Origin of the sequence: Psychrobacter sp. Pi2-1 (genome assembly GCF_904846645.1) — a bacterium.
GTDB lineage: Bacteria > Pseudomonadota > Gammaproteobacteria > Pseudomonadales > Moraxellaceae > Psychrobacter.
In genome coordinates this window covers 1-19,729 of record NZ_CAJHBO010000033.1, presented here as the reverse complement: position 1 = coordinate 19,729, position 19,729 = coordinate 1, and the positions used below count along the sequence as shown (strand labels likewise).

Sequence of the window (19,729 nt, the reverse complement as noted above, 5' to 3'; positions counted from 1 at the left end):
CCAAAAAGTGGTCGATGCCAATCCGTAACTGGACGTCTGCTCTGAATCGTTTTATGATTATGTTTGATGACCGTATCAGTAAGCATTTAATCTAAATGGCAGTTACACAGAATTCGGGATGGTCTCGGTCGAAAAGCTGTTCATGAACTAAATTATTAAAGTCTTCATCACTATGTCCAAGCTCCTTGTAATTAGCCTTAGCTGCTACCTTATCGTATTGAAGATAATCAATAGAAGCCTTCCTTATTTTGGGAATTGAAGAAAACTTTGAACTTTTCAAGGACTGAGCAGCCCATGCACCCCATTCTGCTGCCTTCATTATGTTAGCAACGAGCAAGAAAGCTTGTTCTTCTGTTAATGATTCAGATAAATAGCTGTCAATATCAGATACATTTCTTGAAAAATTATTTGCTATATTATAATCACCTGACCCCGCCTGAATATATGCTTCTTCTAAATAAAGTTTTGTTATTTCTTTATTACCTGACATGTGTGATATGAAGCTAATACTGAAAATGTTTTTCTGAAAAAGTTCAGTCAATTGATCTTTAAAATGGTTAATCACGAATTTTTCGCCACAGCTTTCTAGTATAGAGCTCAACACCATAGATGGATGAGAGAGTTCAGAGTCATTATAAGTTAGATCTAAGTTCTTTATTTTTTCGGAGATAACAGATCTCAATCTATCGTAAGTAACTGGTTCTAAGTTCAATAACAGAGAACCGTTAACTGATACTATTTGTAATATAAGTCCTGAGCATTTTGAGTCTGAACATTTAGATTCTATAACATATTTTTTCAAGCAGCTTGACAGTTGATCATCTTTTAAATGGGCGAGTCCATTTAAGAAAAAGCCGGAATTTTTATTAAGATCAGAGTTAGAGTTTAAATATTTATCTAAAAGTTTATTAACAAGATATGGAAATGTTTCCTGATGAATATTTAGTATTTCCTTTTTGACGATATCAGCTATTTTGCTTACGCTACTTGATGGGAAAAAATGCTGATCATCTAAACGAGCTAAAATATTGTCTACTAACTGAGTAGTGGTAAGTATAGGCTTAGATAAAAAGCGATTTATAGATTCATAGAATACAAATCTAGCTTCTTCTGCTGAGGCACTGTGTCCAGATGGATGAGCCGATTTATTCCTAAGCTGCCGAAGAATATTAAGAAAACTAGTGTCTAGCTTGGGAATTAATGAGTTTGAAGCTAGTTGCTCAATTAAGTAGTTCTCATAAACGTCTTGTTCATGAATTTTATTTTGAGCTTCATCATATATTCTTTTTGCTTTTTTATTTACTTTACCAAGCTCACCGAGTTTCTTAACAATATCATCAAAAAGAGCTAAATATGTTAGTACAATACAAGCTCTATATGCATTAGCCATATAACAAGACATAGCTTCTTTCATGTAGTCTTTAACTTGATTATCTTCGATGCTACTTATCAATTCTTCCATATCGTGTAAATGGGGCATTTTTTCTCAATCCTTAGACTAATGTTTCAACTATATATTGTTGTATTGTTAGGCCTATAGCACCTCAAACCCAAACTTACTCAACGCTTCTCGCACCATCGTAATATTATAATAAGCGTGTGCATTTACAGTGTTTTGAAAGAAAATATAGAGCGTATCAAAGTGCTGACGCTGATTGGCAATCGCTTGCGCCCAGTCCTGCATCTCTGTCTCACTATAGCGATAGTCATGACGGTCAGCTGCGCTCATCGCATCCCACCAGTTTAGATTATTACCATGCATACGCAGATAGCCAGTGCGCTCAGTAAATATCAATCGTGACGGCGGTAATCCGCCAACCTTGGGATAATCAACGCTACACCAAATCAAACCTTGCTGCTGGAAACTATCGACCACTTGCGGCGTGTGCCAGCCGTTATGACGAAACTCAATAGCGAGTGGATAGTCTTGAAACCAACTAACGAGATTGGCCAGATAGAGACGATGCTCGCGAGTACGGTCAAAGCCATGCGGGAACTGGAGTAATAATGGCGCTAAAGCATTTGCTTCGATAAGTGGAGATAAGGCGTTTAGAAATGCCTGTGCATGTTCAGCAGTGCCTTTGCGTGCATGAGTAAAGTCTTGATGCAATTTGACGGCGAACTTCAAATCGCTTTCAGCTTGTACATAAGCTTTATCAACCATCCCAGCAAAGGCTTTCTGTCCGATAGGCGCATAAAACGTGCTGTTGATTTCGACTGCGCCATATTGCTTGGCATATTCACGTAAGAAGTCGGTTTTTTTGGTGCCAGTAGGATACAGCGTACCGAGCAAATCGGTATCGCTATAGCCACCAGTGCCAAGATAAATGCGCGGGGTAGGGGAACTGTCCATGTTGACCACTCACTGCCGTTTTGGGTAATGAAATTTACTACGATATCTGCTTTCGGCTGCTATTTGACAAGCTACTTTTTACGCGACCAGAGCCATTCAATCAGTGCTAGTAGTGCATCATTATCTGTGCCAATGACATCTTCATTGTCGCTAAGCTCACGACCATTTAGTTCATGAGAAATGGCTGCACGTCCGTCATTAAATAGCGATTGTGCATAGCTGGTCGCGTCATCGACGCCCATCAGTTTTACATAGGTAGATTTGTCTAATTTTTCATCGCTACCCGCAGGCTTACCAAGCGTATCTGTCGTCATCGTAACGTCTAGCACATCGTCTTGGACTTGAAAGGCTAGACCGATATGTTGCGCGCACTCTTGTAGTGCCATGCGCTGTGGGGCCGTTGCACCAGCACAGACGCCGCCCATGAGCATTGCCGCTTCAATCAACGCACCTGTCTTATCACGGTGGATAGCTTCCAAATCATCCTGCGCAATATTGGCACTGGCTTCGGCATTGAGGTCTAACATTTGACCTGACACCATGCGTCTGGCGCGCGGCGCAAATATTGCCATGAGCTGACTTGCGATATTTGCATCAAATGGCGCAAAGGTTGGCATCTCCGCGGTCAATACTTCAAAGGCTAGCGTCTGCAATACATCTCCTGCCAGCAGAGCCGTCGCTTCATTAAAGGCTATATGCGCGGTCGGCTGCCCACGGCGCAGCTCGTCATCGTCCATACATGGCAAATCATCATGTACCAACGAATAAGTATGCAGCAGCTCTACCGCTAATGCAGCACGGCGTGACATATCGTAGTCTGAGTCGTTTTCTAGTAGCGCGTCCAGATCAGCATCGAGAGTATCGATGTCATCATTAGGCTCGTCTGTACGTTCATTATTGCTGCTATTAATACTGGCAAAAGCGCTGGCAACCATTAATGGGCGTACCAGTTTGCCTTGACCCGTCATCACATAACGGCAGGCATCTACCAGTGGGCTAGGGAGCTTGGCATAAGCAAACAAGACCTCGATATCTTGCGCCAATTGCGCACGCACAGCACCATGAAACTGCTCAGTGCTTTGAAAAGAGACAACGCTAGAAGGGATAACGCCAGTAGAGGTAGTGCTAGAAGTAAGGGAAACAGTCATAATCCAACCATTTATCAGGGATACAGTAAAACTTATTAGGGATAAGGAAAAAACGCTATTAGTGTAGCATGATAGGCCATATCGCTTATGTGACACACGGTATCAATTGATTGTTTTTTGCATTTTTCTGCCGAAGTCTATTCGAAAGTAGAGCAATCTTAGCTGCAATATAACGACAAGATTTCGTTACCGATGGATGATGTCACTCTCTGGTTGAATATGTTCTGATAAAAGAGCAAGCTAGGCTGACATGTTAATCTTATTACCGTAGAAAAATGGTACTGAATGTTTATACTGAATAGCTAGCACTGACCAAGTAGCATTTATTAAGTAGCGCTAACGGACTGTCATTTCAAAAATGGCATGCATGAAGTCAACAACACGAAATAAATCTAAATTAACAATTCAGTATACATTTATTCACTAAAACACTTTTATCGTAAGGTAAATGCCTGTAAGTGATTTAAGAGTGACTTGCGAGTATGGTATTAGCTTGTGACAGTTAGGGGCATAATCCCCTACACTAATTGACGTGAAAATGGTCTGATGGTGACCCTACTGGGTTTTTTCTCAGGATGTTCAATCGTCGATACCGAGTGTTAGACCAAGTCTCAGTCAATATTTTGAACATCAGTACCTGCAACAGCAGTATATAAATGAAGCGTCATATGATGTCATGCAAGAGACGCAAAATACGTGCATCATGATGAGCGCTGGATAATAAAGACATCTTCACTTGTGAGCTGGTTATATGTTTGTCTTTATAACATGACAAGCGCACAGTGCTATTACCCATTTTACTAACAGTAACTGGCTATTTATTTTAATTCAAAACGTAGCTTTCGTTATATAGAAAGGAGTTTCAAATGGTATACCAAGGAAATCGCATCACGGTGACAATGCTAGAGGATGGCATCGCCAACATGCAGTACAACGCCGAAAATGAGAGCGTGAACAAATTTGATGCCGAAACCAACAAACAGTTTGGTGAAGCAGTTAGTGCGTTAGAAAAAGCCGACAACGTAAAAGGTCTTATCGTTACTTCAGCTAAAGGCGTGTTTATCGCTGGTGCTGACATCACAGAATTCGTCGGTTCTTTCAAAAAATCAGAAAGCGAGATCAAAGATTGGGTCGTTCATGTTAATGACGCTTTCAATCGTTTTGAAGACCTACCATTCCCTAAAGTTGCGGCTATCAATGGCGCGGCAATGGGCGGCGGTTGTGAAATGACTTTGGTTTGTGAATACCGTGTCATGAGTGACAAAGCCATCATCGGTCTACCAGAAACTCAGCTAGGTATCTTCCCAGGTTTCGGCGGTACAGTTCGTAGTACGCGTATCATCGGTATCGATAACGCACTTGAGCTGATCGCGACTGGTAGCCCAAAGAAAGCATTGGCAGCATTGAAGCTAGGCTTGGTTGATGCGACTGTACCTGCTGATGATTTGCAAGATGCAGCGATTGATCTAGTCAAAAAATGTATCTCAGGTGAGCTTGATTGGAAAGCAAAACGTGAAGAAAAACTGGCGCCAGTTAAGCTAAACCAGCTTGAGCAAGCAATGGCGTTCAACAGTGCCAAAGGTGCTATTTTCGCTAAAGCCAATCCTAAGCAATACCCAGCACCAGCGCTAGCAATCGAAGCTATTGAAAAACACGTTAACCTACCACGTGACAAAGCAATCGAAGTAGAAGCGGCTGGTTTTGCTAAAGCGGCTAAAACCCCACAAGCAGAAAGCTTAGTTGGTTTGTTCTTAAACGATCAATTAGTTAAAAAGTTAGCAAAACAGCATAGCAAACAAGCACATGACATCAACGAAGCCGCTGTACTAGGCGCTGGTATCATGGGTGGCGGTATTGCTTATCAAGCAGCCAGCAAAGGCTTGCCAATCATCATGAAAGATATCAAGTCTGAGCAATTAGACCTTGGTATGGGCGAAGCAAGCAAACTGCTTGGCAAAATGGTAGAACGCGGCAAGATGACCCCAGCAAAAATGGGTGAAACGTTAAGCCGTATCCGTCCTACTTTGAACTACGGTGATTTTGCTGAGACTGATATCGTTATCGAAGCCGTCGTAGAAAATCCAAACGTGAAGCGTGCGGTACTAAAAGAAGTAGAAGGTCTAGTAAAAGACGACTGTATCCTAGCGTCAAACACCTCGACTATCTCTATTACGTTCCTAGCAGAAGCGCTTGAGCGTCCAGAAAACTTCGTCGGTATGCATTTCTTCAACCCAGTACACCGTATGCCATTGGTAGAAGTTATCCGCGGTGAGAAATCATCTGAAGAAGCCATCGCGACTACGGTTGCCCTTGCTTCTAAAATGGGTAAAGTGCCAGTAGTAGTTAACGACTGCCCAGGTTTCCTCGTAAACCGTGTATTGTTCCCATACTTTGGCGCGTTTGACTTGCTACTTAAGCAAGGTGCTGATTTTGCTCATGTCGATAAAGTTATGGAAAAATTCGGCTGGCCAATGGGTCCTGCTTATCTAATTGACGTGGTTGGTCTAGATACTGGTGTACATGGCGCAGCAGTGATGGCTGATGGTTTCCCTGATCGCATGAAGCCTGATTATAAAGGTGCTATCCAGCATCTATATGACAATGAGCGTCTAGGTCAGAAAAACGGCATCGGTTTCTATAAATATGAAATGGACAAGCGCGGCAAGCCAAAGAAAGTTGCTGATGAAGCCACTTACGAGTTGCTAAAAGCCACAACTGACAGTGAAAAGCAAACGTTTGATGATCAAGCAATCATCGATCGCACTATGATTGCCTTCTGCAACGAAACCGTTCGCTGCCTAGAAGATAACATCGTAAGCACACCAAGCGAGGCCGACATGGCGATGATCATGGGCGTAGGTTTCCCTCCATTCCGTGGTGGCCCTTGCCGTTATGTCGACCAAATGGGTCTAGATAACTACTTGGCACTATGTGAAAAATACGCACATCTTGGCAAAGCTTATGAAGCGCCACAAAAGATTCGCGACATGGCAGCCGCAGGCGAGACTTTTTACGCAACAGCGTAATAGTCAGTCATTACTAGGATGAAGTGCAGTACGTTTGCTATTTTGCATGAAAGCAATTGAGACATGAATCGTCTCCAATAGCGAACGTACGATTATAGTTGGTTCAGTTTAATACTAGTACGAGTAAATCAAGCGCAAATGTACCTATTGTACTTTGAGCGAGATTAACAAGGTAATAGCCGTAAATTGGGCTGACTACACTGACAATAAAAATTGAAAAGGAATATGGTATGACAACTTTAAGTCCAAAAGATGTGGTCATCGTAGATGGCGTACGCTCGGCAATGGGCAAAACCAAAAACGGTATGTTCCGTCATGTACGTGCTGATAGCATGTCAGCGGAACTAGTACGTGCGCTAGTAGAACGTAATGATTTTGATACCAATGATATCGAAGACATTATCTGGGGTTGCGTCAACCAGACACTAGAGCAAGGCTTGAACATCGGTCGTAACATCGGTTTGCTAGCTGGTATCCCAAAGACTGCTGGTGGCCAAACAGTTAACCGTCTATGTGGTTCTTCTATGCAGGCACTACATACTGCCGCTGCACAAATCATGACCAACCAAGGTGATGTATTCATCATCGGCGGTGTTGAGCATATGGGTCACGTCGGCATGATGCACGGTGTTGATTTGAACCCTGCTGCTTCTAAGCATTATGCAAAAGCGTCAAACATGATGGGCTTGACTGCTGAAATGCTAGGTCGTATGAACAACATCACGCGCGAAGAGCAAGACGCGTTTGGTCTTGAGTCACATCGCCGCGCATGGGCTGCAACCACTGAAGGTCGTTTTGACAATGAAATCATCGGTATCGAAGGTCATGATGCTGCGGGTCGTCTGCAACTGTGTACGGTTGATGAAGTGATTCGTCCAGACGCAACGATGGAGCAAATGCAAAAGCTACGTCCAGCGTTTGATCCAAAAGGCGGTACAGTAACAGCGGCAACGTCATCTGCATTATCTGACGGTGCGTCAGCAATGCTAGTAATGAGCGCGCAAAAAGCCAAAGATCTAGGTCTAAAGCCACGTGCTCGTATTCGTAGTATGGCTGTGGCTGGTTGTGACGCTGCTATCATGGGTTATGGTCCTGTACCTGCTACCCAAAAAGCATTGAAGCGTGCTGGCATGAGCATCGATGACATGCAAACCATTGAGCTAAACGAAGCATTTGCTGCTCAAGGCCTATCAGTACTAAAAGGTCTAAACCTAACTGACAAACAAGACATCGTCAACATCAATGGTGGTGCCATTGCTCTAGGTCATCCATTAGGATGTTCAGGCGCTCGTATCACAGTAACATTGCTAAACGCAATGGAGCAGTCAGATACTGAAATCGGTCTAGCGACAATGTGTATTGGTCTTGGCCAAGGTATTGCTACTATTATTGAGCGTATTTAATCTTATTTATATAAATAAGTTTATTTGAACACTTAATAAATAGCTACTCGCTAACGAAAAACCTCTAGTCATCATGGCTAGAGGTTTTTTTATGGATCAAATTAATAGTTGGCCAGTTAGTAAATCACAGAGTCGAAAAATACAGTATTACGGCGATTAAAAATTATCTCCATTGACGCATTCATGAAACTATGACTAAATAAGAGAAAGATGAACCATGGCACTGTTTATGATAATTCTAAAATAGTTTTTAGTTGCAACTGTCAGCCGTACAAGGAGTGTACTATGTCTACTATGATTAATGATCGCACCTATCGAATCGCTCGTGAGAATACCCAAGCAATGATTGTCGATGTGCAAAAGCGCTTAACGCCGCATATCTATGATCACGAAAATATCGTCAAAAAAACCGTTACCTTGATTAAAGGGCTGCAAGCGCTCAATATTCCAATTATGCTCAATGAACAATATAAAAAAGGCTTGGGCGATACCTTGCCAGAGCTGCGCGACGTACTCGAAGGAGACAATGCCAAGAGCTTTGAAAAGGTTACGTTTAGTGCCTGCGATAATAATGATTCATGGCACCATTTAGCGCAGCAAAACCGTAGTACCGTGTTGCTTTTTGGTGCTGAAGCTCATGTCTGTATCATGCAGACGGCACTAGATTTATTGGATAATGGTATGCAGCCTGTCATTATTGGGGATGCGGTGGGTTCTCGTTTTCCTTATGATAAGAAGCAAGCCATTCGCCGTATTCGCCGTGCAGGTGGGGTAATCAGTACTGTAGAATCGATCTTGTTTGAGCTGTGCCGCAGCAGTGAAGATCCTGCATTTAAAACCATTATCAATTTGATTAAGTAGGTGGTTAAGCTTTAGTTGCTTAAAGACTTGGATAAAGGTCAATTTAACCATTTATCTTCTAACTTATAATAGATAGCGCTTGGTAAAATAAGCGCTATTTTTTTGATAACGGTAATAGTCTTTTGATCATTGCTAGATATCAAACTAACTATAATACCTTGAGCAATGAAACTTAAAATCGCTAGAACTTATAAGCGTTAAAACCAATAACTAGAGAAAGCCAGAGAAAATCAATGTCGCAAGCCAGCTCTATATCACTCACTCATTCCGAATCTACTTCACATATCCACATCGACGATGTCACTCATTTCTTATTAGAGTTAGATGCGCTCAAGCGCGTGAATCGCCGCAGCTATGTGACACAGACTACTCGCAAAGAAAACTCTGCTGAACACTCTTGGCATTTAGCGATGGCCTGTTGGTCGATTGCTGAATTATTTGCGCTAGATGTCAATCATGAAAAATTGCTGAAGATGTCGTTGGTTCATGATTTAGGTGAGATTGATGCGGGCGATACTTTTTTATATGCTGATACGCGTACTGATGCACACGTCGAAGAGCGTGCAGGCATTGTCAGATTGCAACGTGAGCGAGGCAATGGCATTAGTGATTTAAGCGAGGTTTGGGAAGCGCAGGAAACAGGAAGTAGCAAAGAGAGTCAGTTACTCAGGGTGGTCGACCGCTTATTGCCGTTTTTGCTCAATCTGAATACCAACGGTAAAACGTGGATTGAGCTTGGCGTTACGCGCTCGCAGGTGGCGGGGGCTCATGCATTTATCAAAGACAGCTTCCCTCCTATCCATGATTGGCTCTCACATAATATTGCATATGCAACTCAGCAAGGCTGGCTGATTGATGTGTAAATCTGCATAAGTAGCAGGCATAAAAAAAGCCCAGTTAAGCATGATGATTCATACTTAACTGGGCTGATATTTTGAGTGCTTTTATACAGGCGTGTTATTGAGCATTTGCCATTCCTAGCAATTGACCCATTTGCACGACGCCGTTGGCTTGCATACTATCTAGCCAGTCAGCCTTCGCTGCTTTTGGTAATACTACAATAGCCGTTGAGCCTAGATAGAAGCGTCCAAGCTCTTCGCCTGCAGCAAACTGCATATCGTGATCCGCTTCCTGTATATCATCCGTGCGGGTGATTTTGCCAGTGGCGACGGTTTCAATACCAGCGACGATCATAGCACCAACCATTACGACAGCTGCTTTGCCATACTTGGTATCAAACATACAGACTAGACGCTCATTACGCGCAAACAAGTCTGGCACGTTAGCCGCCGTAGTATTATTTACCGAGAACAGTGTACCAGGCACATAGCGAGTCTTGGTCAATGTGCCAGTAAACGGCATATGCACACGGTGATAATTGCTAGGTGCTAAGTAGATAGTTGCAAAACTACCATCAGCGAAATAACTGCCGTCTTCACTGTCAGCAAGCAATTGGCCGACATCATAGTGACGCCCTTTGGCTTGTAGTAGTTTATGGTCTTCGATTTGTCCTAGCTGAGAGATAATACCGTCTGCAGGGCTCACGATACCATTTGCAGTGGCGTCGATAGTACGAGCATCTTCTTTTAACTCGCGGGTAAAAAAGTCATTAAAACTTTCATAAGCGTTGAGGCTTTGGCGTTCGTACTCGTCTAAGCTGATATTATAAGCTTTGGCGAAGCTACGGATAAAGGTGCGTTTGACATAAGGATGACGACTGGCGGCCAAACGTCCAGCGACTTTACTGAGCTTTTGCTGCGGCACAAGCTGTTGTAAGGTGGTAAATACATTCATAATAAGGCTACCAAAATAAGGTGTAATGTAATAAATAATAGTTAAGTTAATGACGGTATTTTATCATGGACAGCATATTATTGTATGGCCATAATCTGTTAAGGAGTCAGTAAATGAAAGCACTCATACAACGGGTGAAGCACGCTAGTGTGGTCGTCGATCAGCAGTGTATTGGTGAAATTGAGCATGGGGTATTGGCATATATTGGCTTAGGACACGAAGACGATTTTGCTACTGCCCAGCGTATGATTGACAAAATACTAACCTATCGCATTTTTGAAAATGACGAAGATCCTGCCAAATTTGGTAAACTGGATAAAAACGTTCAGCAGGTTGCTGGTGGGCTATTATTAGTTTCACAATTTACCTTGATGGCAAAAACAGACAAAGGTCGCCGACCAGACTTTGGTGGTGCGATGGCACCTGCTGCGGCACAAGCGCTATTTGAACAACTGGTCGACTATGCCAAAACTAAGCACCCGAACGTGGCAACTGGTCAGTTTGGTGCTGATATGCAAGTGTCGAGTGTCAATGATGGGCCGCTCAATTTTTTACTAGAAATCTGATTTTAGAGTGTCATCAAGCTGTCATAATTAATCCGTTTAATAGGTAGAGACTGGTGAGTACATATCGCCTTTTTACATGCTAGATTTTGTCCGCTAACACCGAGAATGTCCTATGTATAATGAGCAAATTTTGATTGTTGAAGATGAACCTGCGATTCGTGAAATGGTTGTCATGACGCTAGAGATGGCTGGGTTTGATAGCTTGCAAGCGGCTGACGTGTCAGAGGCGCATCAGCAAGTGGTCGATCATAGACCATCACTGATACTATTAGACTGGATGTTGCCGGGTGACAAGAGCGGTGTGGATTTTTGTCGCATGCTAAAAAACGATGAGCTACTCTCTGAAATACCAGTCATTATGCTAACGGCAAAAAGTGAAGAAGACAGTAAGGTGCATGGTCTAGATGCAGGCGCAGATGATTATATGACCAAGCCTTTTTCGACTCGTGAACTGATTTCTAGAATCAAAGCCGTACTACGCCGCAGTAGCGCGATGAGCAGCGACAAACCTATCGAAATTGGCCAGTTAAGTTTAGATACCAAGAGTCAGCGCGTGACAGCTGCCGGTAAAATCGTTGATGTTGGGCCCACAGAGTATCGCCTATTGGCATTTTTTATGAGCCACCCTGAGCGCGCCTATACACGAACGCAGCTGCTCGATCAGGTATGGGGCGGCAATGTATATATCGAAGACCGAACCATCGATGTGCATATCAAACGTCTACGCAAATTACTGCGACCTTATGACTGTGATACATTGATACAGACAGTACGTGGAACAGGCTACCGATTTTCTAGCCTGATTGAGCCAAGTTAATCTTGTACAAATAATGCCGCAGCAATATAAAGGCCGCGGATAGTGGTAAGGATAAGAGATGGACAAGATAGCGTCAGTACAAAGTGAGCAATCAGCTTTACTAGAGCAAATCTCTACTCAAAGTACAGCGGAGCAACTCAAAAAAATCGGCAGTGCACTACGAGCCTTGCGCGATGCAGTGATTTTGCTCAACAATAATGACGGCCTAGAATGGTGGAATCAGGCGGCACAAGATTTATTGCTGCTACAGCCAGAGGATAAAGGTCAGAACATTTTTGACTTTATTACTGTCCCTGAGTTCCGCCAGTATTATGAAGGTACAACGATACCTAACGATGGCGTCCATATAGAATCATGGCGAGATCCTAGTCGCTACTTGAAGTGTGAATTGACCCCTTTCGGTGATGAAAAACTGCTGTTTGTATATGATGTGACCCGCTTGCGGCACTTAGAGCAAATGCGTCAAGATTTTGTGGCGAATGTCTCGCATGAGCTTAGAACACCATTGACTGTGATGATGGGCTATCTGGAGAATTTCTCCGATCAGCCAGATATGCCGCCGCAATGGCGTCGCGGTTTTGAGCTGATGACGCAGCAAACAGCCCGTATGAACAGAATCGTGAATGATTTATTGCTACTGTCTAAGATTGAAATTGAAGAGTCACACGAGCTGCATTATATAGATATGACTAAGCTACTAACCAATATCTACGACGATGCCCAAGCGTACAACCAAGCGTACAAACACATCATTCATTTGCATATAGATACCTATGATGGGCTGTACGGGTCAGAGATGTACTTGAATAGTGCGCTATCCAATCTAGTAATCAATGCAATCAAATATACGCCAAAGGGCGGCAATATCACTATCAGCTGGACAAGGACGTCTGATGGTTGCCGTTTCGCGGTCGAAGATGATGGGATCGGTATTGCGTCAGAACATATCGCCCGTTTGACAGAGCGTTTCTATCGTATCGACAAAGGTCGCAGTCGTGCGACAGGTGGTACGGGGTTGGGACTCGCGATTGTAAAGCACGTATTGCACCAGCACGAAGCGCAATTGCAAATCGATTCAGTAGAAGGGGAAGGATCGACATTTAGTGTGGTATTCCCTTCAAATTATGTCAGATCCGTCACAGCCAATTAATATGATTTCTAGTCTGTATTAGCGTTGTTTTTTCGGCTTCTGTTTTTGATTAATATAAACTTAGCATTACTTCAAATTAGGATAACGACATACTTTTCTATATTCGTTAATCCTTTTGCAAAAGCGGATAAGGGTTGACCGCACTGCCATTAATATAGATACCATAATGTACATGTGTCGGTGTCCCTTTTGCATTACCGCTATCGCCCACATAACCTATCACATCGCCCTGATTGACCCAGTCATTGGGAGAGATGTCAGCATAGTCTTCTAGATGAGCGTAGTAATGCCCTGCGCCACCAGGCCCTACCACCACAACCACGCGCCCACCCAATGTGTTTTCACCAACTTTGCTTACTACGCCTTGCGTGGTCGACTGCAGGGGAGTATTACGCGGCGCAAAGATATCGATGCCTTCGTGGGAGCGACCTTGGCTACGTGCCGCGCCCCAAGTGTCTGTTAGGTTCCGCTCTGGTAGTGGACTGGGTAAGCTGTTTTCGGTCGGCAGTTCTTGTTGCAATAGACTCAGTTGCTGCCATTTGGCAACCACAAATGATTGCGTTTGTTGACTGATACTGGGTAGCAGTTTATCAAAGACAAATAATAGTGCTAGCAATACGGTAGCCTTAATCAATAGGCTTATTAAACGACTGAAAAAAGAAGGTCTGGGAGGCTGGTTGTTTCCATCTGCTAGCATTGATGTCTCGTATATATTTGATGTCATTTGAGATTTGATTATAAAAGCTTCGTCTAACAACGTATGTATCGCATTGTTATCTATCGTTTTTACCCCCATAGATATTCTTATGGTTAAGGATATAGACAGCAAATACAGTTTTATCTACTTAGCATTTCTGCTGAGCATAGACAGTTGCTACTGACGGTTAATACTTTATGAATAATGTTTTTAAGCCTGCTGATATTTCTGCCACGCGCGAAACAGCGCTAGTTATCGATACCGAAACAGATCAAGGCAGTGATCCCAGACCTATCCAAGTTGCTACTATCAATGTAGTAACTGGTTTTGAGTGGATGAAATACTTTAACAGTGGTCGATCTATTTCACCCATTGTCATCAAGGTGCATGGTATTACCGATGATGACGTAGCCGGTCTAGAACGTTTTGAGTTGGAGCAGTTTGAATTGCCAGAGTACTTGATTGGTCATAACGTACGTTTTGATTGGCGAGTAATTGGCAGTCCTTCTGCTAAGCTGATTTGTACAGTGAGACTTGCGCGGGCAGCCTTTCCAGAATGGCGTGCTTATGGGCAGTCTAAGTGTATCGAGCAGCTGTTGGGTAAGGGTGAAGCGAGTGCAATGACGATTGCCGCTCATGATGCGCTTGGCGATGCTCGAATGTGCTATCTGCTGTATCAAGCGTGCTGCGAGCGTCTAGAGATTGCGCCGACAGATTTTGCAGCGGCACATGCTATTTCCAATAAGGCGACCCCTGTGAGCAAGATGCCGTTTGGCAAGCATAAAGGCAAACCTATCAAAGATGTGCCTATCAGCTATGTTAAATGGATGATAGGCAATATTCATAATATGCAGCCGTCGCTGTATTCGGCACTGACCAAGCGCTTAAAACTGGAAGAAGCAGAAAATGCAAAAAAGTAACCTGAATTATCGTGGGTCTACCATGTAGGGTGCAACATGGTTCTAAGCTTATGGTTGGTCGTGCAACCATGTCACCGCCATCTGCCATAACTGCGGCGCTTTGATATTGGTCTTACTACTGAAATAGCGCATATGACCGATATGATTTAGACCAAAATCCTCAGGGTCCAAGAATCGCTTTTCGACAGGCATTTTTGTAAATACCCTTATCATATCGTCCATGTTTTCCCTGTTGGCGATATCATCATCGCTAAAGCCAAGCCATAGTGCTGGCATGCTGAGCTCATCGTAGAAATGCGTGTGTATGCTTTTGCCAAATGCGGTTTTGATATAGCCTGCCCCATTGCACCATTCACGCCATTGACGAGCCACGCCGCGTGGTAGCGGCTCACCCATACCGATTTTGTCTGACGGCGTATAGCCCAGTGTTAAATTAGTGAATGGAATAAACGCATCCATAAAGCCCATGGCTTTGAGCTTATATGGCATGCCCATATTTTTGATACGTCCTGACGAGCAAGCGACATTGAACACTGAGCCAATCGCCTGATAATTGGGCATCAAGCCAATGAGCTGACCGCCCGCGCTATGACCGATAAGATGATAAGACGCATCAGGAAACTCATCTTGTAAGGCATCAAGTACAGCTGGCATGTCGTGGCGACCCCAACTGATCAAGGAAGCGCTACATTTTGTCAGATCGGTCGATAGTGACTCACCGATTCCCTCGTTATCAAAGGTCAGCACCCCGAAGCCGCTTTCTGCTAGGTAAGTCGCAAAATTATGATAAAAGTGGCGCTTAATACCTGTGGCTGGTGCCATCATGATAGCTTTTTTTGTCGCATCTTTAGGGCGATAGACAGTGGCTGCCAATGCTTGGTTGCGATCGGTCATGATGCTTAATGAGTAAATATCAATATTGCTCGCGTCATTCGTATTGCTTTTAATAGTGAGATTGCTATTAACCACAGAGCTTGATGGCTCGGCAGTAGGAGAGGCGTTATGATTATCCATGGGTATACCTTAGTATTTTTATTAGTAGATAATGAATATCGGGCTATGATGAACAATAAATGCGCATCTTGAAAGTGTAGTCGTTGCGTAGTGATAAATCGTTGTGACTATGTGGTAGCATTGCTTATGTTAAGATAAATGCTGGCAAGACAGTTGCGCAAATATGACTTCCAAGTTTTGTATGGCTTGGTTGAGTTTGTCTTATGAATCATGTGCATGACAATATAAATGATAGGTATCGGTATGCAGCCATCACTAATAACAAGCACTCAATAAAAACTGACAGGTAATTAAGGAAGCTATATGCAAATGAAAATCAACGATGATACTTATGACGTAATCACAAGCAAAGACATTACCAATATCGAAAAAGCAGTCGACAAGTCTGCCTTATCAATGCCGCTCGTGGCTGTGTATTGCGGTTCACGCTTGGGCAATGGTGATGTGTATGAACAGGCGGCGCGCGAGCTTGGCAGTGCCTTAGCAAATAATGGCATGGGGCTGGTGTATGGTGGCGCTAGTATCGGTCTGATGGGCGCAGTTGCAGATGAAGTAATCAATGGCGGCGCGCAAGCAGTGGGCGTGATTCCAACCTTTATGCTCAAGCACGAAATCGCTCACGAGCGGCTGACTCGGTTGCATTTGACTGACACTATGCACACGCGTAAGACCGTCATGGCAGAGTATGCCGATGCCTTTATCACGCTACCAGGCGGGCTAGGAACGTTAGAAGAGATTATGGAAATCGCCACGTGGCGTCAATTGTACCAGCACGAAAAACCAATGATTATTCTGAATATCAATGGTTTTTATGACCGTATGATTGAGCATTTGAAATATACCACTGAGCAAGGCTTTATGAAGCAGGAAGATTTAGACCGTCTAGTGGTGTGCAATACCATCAGCGAAGCGATCGATATGCTACAGACAGTAGTGACCATAGATGATGCTGTGGATACAGAAAAGATGGCAGGCAGTAATAGTTAAGCCATATAGCTATTTATACACAGCAAATGTTTAAATATTAAAAGCTACGACGAAAAAAGGAGCAGACAACCAAATCTCGGTTATCTGCTCCTTTTTTATATGTGTTAACAACCTATCAATGAAACATGCTTATTAGGCATCAGCAGGCGTGAGATCATCCAATGCTACTTCATGAATACTATGATTGACATGAGCCATAGCGATTGGGAATCCACGCTGCTCAGCGAGCTCACGTGCAACCTCATCAACAGTGAGGCTATCGTTATGGACAAGGTACGACCACTCATGAGCATAGCGACGACGATTTAGAGGTGTATCGTTCTCTATCAAGCCTAGCTCTGTCAGCTCATTAACTATTTGGTCAGCGGCAATCAAAGTCGAAGATGCTTTGACGTTTTCTGCACGGGCATAGCGTATATTAGAGTATAAACTCACATCAGCGACTCGCAGCGTATCATCTTGTCCAGGAATCTGCTGTCCACCATATAGCGCGTTACCAACAGTACGTGCGCTGTTAAATGTCGGTACAAACTCCGCCACATACTCAATCGCTTGCTGGCTACGCGCTTGTAGAGGCGCTTTATCCCAACCATTTTCAATATAATGCACATATTGCTGTGGCAGTTTGGGCTGCGCACTGTCTTCACTTGATGCGACAAGACCATCATCAAACAAAGTAATGGCTTTACTCATACCATGAATCTGAAAATATCCGCCAGGGTAAGGAGTAAGCTGCGCCATGCCTTCTGGCGTACCTCGTTGACCATAAACGATAATCTCTGGTATCTGTCCACCAGCATCGCCCCAATGGGTCACATAAGACGATTTAAACTCAACCATACGTGTGACTTCGACACCGACCATATCGTCAATAACACCTGTACGAAATCCGCAAGCGTTGACTAAATAATCAACTTCGATAGACTCAGGCTGAGAGGCGTGTTCTTGATTATGGATTTGTTGATAGTCGATACGCCATTTGGTGACATGATGGTCAGCGTTGGTACAGTTCTCACAATCTACCGGCACGACTTTTTGTACCGCAGTTTCAGTAAATACGTGCGCATTGTCGTACTCTTCGAGCGCAAGCTTAGCAGAAGCGGCTAAACGAAAAATATTCCAGCCATATTCTTGAACGACAATTAATGGAAATTTGACCTTGTTCAAATCCAAATATCTAGCGACTGGAATCATCCACTCATCAACCGTACTTGGTACAGCGACTTGCTCACGTTCAGACAGCTCAATCAATTGCTCATGGCTATAAAGTTGATAGTAATCTTTAGGCTCGCCCAATACTTTATTATTAACATCTTGCTCGATCAGTTCTTGATAAGCATCGGTCAAAATATCCAAACGCGGTAGTAAGTCTTCAGGCAGTCCTTCGTCACGTGTCGGTACGGCAAACACTGTAGGACGAACGTCAATAGTGTGCGGATACAAACGCAAAATATCGATACATTGCTTGAGCAGCGCTACGCAATCCTCGTCCGGTATTTCACGGTACAAGTTACCACCTGCGTGCAAATGGCACATAGGTGGTCCATCAATGAGTGATTTTTTCTTCTCAAATAAGTAGGTCTCTAATCCTAATGCAGCAAGTCGAATCGCAATTGTCGATCCCGCAGTACCGCCGCCCAAAATGCCAACACGTTTTTTAGGTTGAGTGTTTTTTGCCCCGTAAAATAACACCTCAGAATTAGCGTCATGATTAAAGGATTGAGCGTGGTTTTTATCAAAAGACTGAGTCATTGTCGTCGTTGTATCCTTAATAGCATCTGTATTAGGCCGTGCTCGATATATGTATCAAATGTTCTATATTTCTTGATATGCGTGCGAAGGTAATTAAGTTCAACACACAAATCTGAACTTCAATAGTCATCTTTTCTATTGTTTAGCCATTCTTCATCTCTATAGGTTTATTTTACGAAGAACTACAGACAATATGATGGGAAATACGTAAGAAGATGCATGAGTTTTGTCAACGAGTCGCTATATGTGTGAAGTTTTTCAGAGAAACAAGTCTGTCTAAAAATAGAGTAAACGAGAGAGGTGGCAAACTTGTGAAATCAAAAACAAGGTCGTTTTATTGTTTTGTAAAATTCGACCACTTTTGTAAGCGTGTATATTGATTATCAAGATAATATAAAACCATATGCTATATTTATTTTGCTTAACAAGAAGTGTCGGTTCTGTTTTGATGACTGTTCAAAATTACAAATGTCAAAATTAACAAAAGGGACAGTCGATAAAGTAAACGACAACAAGCTTATCGCTATAAAAAATACGACTAAAATTACAAGGAAGTTATGATGAAAAATATAATGATGCTATCGGCCTTAACAGGTGTATTGGCACTAACTGGCTGTACTACTTTAAAAAACGTAGTCGGTAATGATATGTCAGGTACGCATGAAGTACAGGCAACAAGCAATAATACAGCACCAGTCACTAGCAAGAATGGGGTGCTGGTAGATGCTACCAACCATATGACGTTATATACGTTTGATAAAGATTCTATGAACCAGTCAGATTGCGGTACAGCTTGCCAAGTTGTGTGGCCAATCTTCAAAGCGCCTAGTGATGCTAAAGCCTCAGGTCAGTTCGCTGCATTTAAACGTGAAGATGGCAAATATCAGTGGGCAATGAACGGTAAGCCTTTATACTTCTATGCTAACGATACAAAAGTTGGTGACAAAGACGGTGATGATAAACTTGGCGTTTGGCACGTTATCCCAAGTAAATAACAGGTGTTAGATATAAACTGACTCGAAAACGTTAAGACAAAAAAGCAGCCCGTCCTCTATAGAGGCAGGCTGTTTTTTATTTGCTTGGGGTTACTCTTTACTGTATTAACAGTAGCGTTCGGGAGTTTCCTAAAAACTGTGTAACTGCTTATAATCCATTAACAGGAGAATAAGCAATGACTAACCAAAACGACATTAAAAAACTGGCCCAGCAGATGGCTGGTAGCATGAAAAGCTTCGATGACA

At 43.1% G+C, this 19,729-nt stretch carries 17 protein-coding genes; 10 read left to right on the top strand and 7 right to left on the bottom strand.

What is annotated here, in order from left to right; genetic code table 11:
- Positions 1–91: 91 nt before the first annotated feature.
- From JMX91_RS12950 to JMX91_RS12940, 3 genes are all read right to left on the bottom strand, one after another.
- Entirely contained in the window at positions 92–1,480 is a 1,389-nt protein-coding gene (locus tag JMX91_RS12950) for a hypothetical protein (protein ID WP_201549564.1), read from the bottom strand.
- A gap of 54 nt (positions 1,481–1,534) precedes the next feature.
- Positions 1,535–2,353, bottom strand: a complete 819-nt coding sequence (locus JMX91_RS12945; RefSeq protein WP_201549562.1) for a DUF72 domain-containing protein — start codon at positions 2,351–2,353, stop codon at positions 1,535–1,537.
- 71 nt (positions 2,354–2,424) lie between these two features.
- A complete protein-coding gene (locus JMX91_RS12940) occupies positions 2,425–3,501 on the bottom strand; it encodes a polyprenyl synthetase family protein (RefSeq protein ID WP_201549560.1) in 1,077 nt (358 codons plus the stop codon).
- Positions 3,502–4,367: 866 nt separating this feature from the next.
- Between JMX91_RS12940 and fadB the strand changes: the two genes are divergently transcribed.
- From fadB to JMX91_RS12920, 4 genes are all read left to right on the top strand, one after another.
- On the top strand, positions 4,368–6,527 hold the full coding sequence (fadB, locus tag JMX91_RS12935; RefSeq protein ID WP_201549558.1) for a fatty acid oxidation complex subunit alpha FadB: 2,160 nt from the start codon (positions 4,368–4,370) through the stop codon (positions 6,525–6,527).
- Between the two features lie 230 nt (positions 6,528–6,757).
- Complete coding sequence (gene fadA / locus JMX91_RS12930; protein WP_201549556.1) at positions 6,758–7,930, top strand: acetyl-CoA C-acyltransferase FadA; 1,173 nt, start codon at positions 6,758–6,760, stop codon at positions 7,928–7,930.
- Between the two features lie 285 nt (positions 7,931–8,215).
- On the top strand, positions 8,216–8,791 hold the full coding sequence (locus tag JMX91_RS12925) for an isochorismatase family protein (RefSeq protein ID WP_201549554.1): 576 nt from the start codon (positions 8,216–8,218) through the stop codon (positions 8,789–8,791).
- 233 nt (positions 8,792–9,024) lie between these two features.
- Positions 9,025–9,654 carry an HD domain-containing protein gene (locus JMX91_RS12920; protein WP_201549552.1) on the top strand — a complete coding sequence of 210 codons (630 nt, stop codon included), beginning with the start codon at positions 9,025–9,027 and terminating at the stop codon, positions 9,652–9,654.
- A 94-nt stretch (positions 9,655–9,748) separates the two neighbouring features.
- Here the strand turns inward: JMX91_RS12920 and asd are convergent, their stop codons facing one another.
- On the bottom strand, positions 9,749–10,585 hold the full coding sequence (gene asd, locus JMX91_RS12915) for an archaetidylserine decarboxylase (RefSeq protein WP_201549550.1): 837 nt from the start codon (positions 10,583–10,585) through the stop codon (positions 9,749–9,751).
- A gap of 113 nt (positions 10,586–10,698) precedes the next feature.
- Here asd and dtd point away from each other — a divergent pair, with 113 nt between their 5' ends.
- From dtd to phoR, 3 genes are all read left to right on the top strand, one after another.
- Entirely contained in the window at positions 10,699–11,151 is a 453-nt protein-coding gene (dtd, locus tag JMX91_RS12910) for a D-aminoacyl-tRNA deacylase (RefSeq protein ID WP_201549548.1), read from the top strand.
- Positions 11,152–11,263: 112 nt separating this feature from the next.
- Positions 11,264–11,968, top strand: coding sequence for a phosphate regulon transcriptional regulator PhoB (gene phoB / locus JMX91_RS12905; protein WP_057761786.1), 705 nt, complete (start codon positions 11,264–11,266; stop codon positions 11,966–11,968).
- 58 nt (positions 11,969–12,026) lie between these two features.
- Complete coding sequence (gene phoR / locus JMX91_RS12900) at positions 12,027–13,118, top strand: phosphate regulon sensor histidine kinase PhoR (protein ID WP_201549547.1); 1,092 nt, start codon at positions 12,027–12,029, stop codon at positions 13,116–13,118.
- 106 nt (positions 13,119–13,224) lie between these two features.
- Here phoR and JMX91_RS12895 read toward each other — a convergent pair whose 3' ends face one another.
- Positions 13,225–13,815 (bottom strand): M23 family metallopeptidase, encoded by a 591-nt coding sequence (locus JMX91_RS12895; RefSeq protein WP_201549546.1) that lies wholly within the window; start codon positions 13,813–13,815, stop codon positions 13,225–13,227.
- 197 nt (positions 13,816–14,012) lie between these two features.
- Here JMX91_RS12895 and JMX91_RS12890 point away from each other — a divergent pair, with 197 nt between their 5' ends.
- On the top strand, positions 14,013–14,735 hold the full coding sequence (locus JMX91_RS12890) for a putative quorum-sensing-regulated virulence factor (RefSeq protein WP_201549545.1): 723 nt from the start codon (positions 14,013–14,015) through the stop codon (positions 14,733–14,735).
- 48 nt (positions 14,736–14,783) lie between these two features.
- Here the strand turns inward: JMX91_RS12890 and JMX91_RS12885 are convergent, their stop codons facing one another.
- On the bottom strand, positions 14,784–15,629 hold the full coding sequence (locus JMX91_RS12885) for an alpha/beta fold hydrolase (RefSeq protein ID WP_227679424.1): 846 nt from the start codon (positions 15,627–15,629) through the stop codon (positions 14,784–14,786).
- 423 nt (positions 15,630–16,052) lie between these two features.
- On the opposite strand from JMX91_RS12885, the gene JMX91_RS12880 reads away from it, so the two are divergent.
- On the top strand, positions 16,053–16,736 hold the full coding sequence (locus JMX91_RS12880; protein ID WP_201549543.1) for a TIGR00730 family Rossman fold protein: 684 nt from the start codon (positions 16,053–16,055) through the stop codon (positions 16,734–16,736).
- Between the two features lie 132 nt (positions 16,737–16,868).
- Here JMX91_RS12880 and JMX91_RS12875 read toward each other — a convergent pair whose 3' ends face one another.
- Positions 16,869–18,488: an FAD-dependent oxidoreductase gene (locus JMX91_RS12875; RefSeq protein WP_201549542.1), complete on the bottom strand. Its 1,620-nt coding sequence runs from the start codon at positions 18,486–18,488 to the stop codon at positions 16,869–16,871.
- 557 nt (positions 18,489–19,045) lie between these two features.
- On the opposite strand from JMX91_RS12875, the gene JMX91_RS12870 reads away from it, so the two are divergent.
- Complete coding sequence (locus JMX91_RS12870) at positions 19,046–19,483, top strand: hypothetical protein (RefSeq protein WP_227511169.1); 438 nt, start codon at positions 19,046–19,048, stop codon at positions 19,481–19,483.
- Positions 19,484–19,729 lie beyond the last annotated feature (246 nt).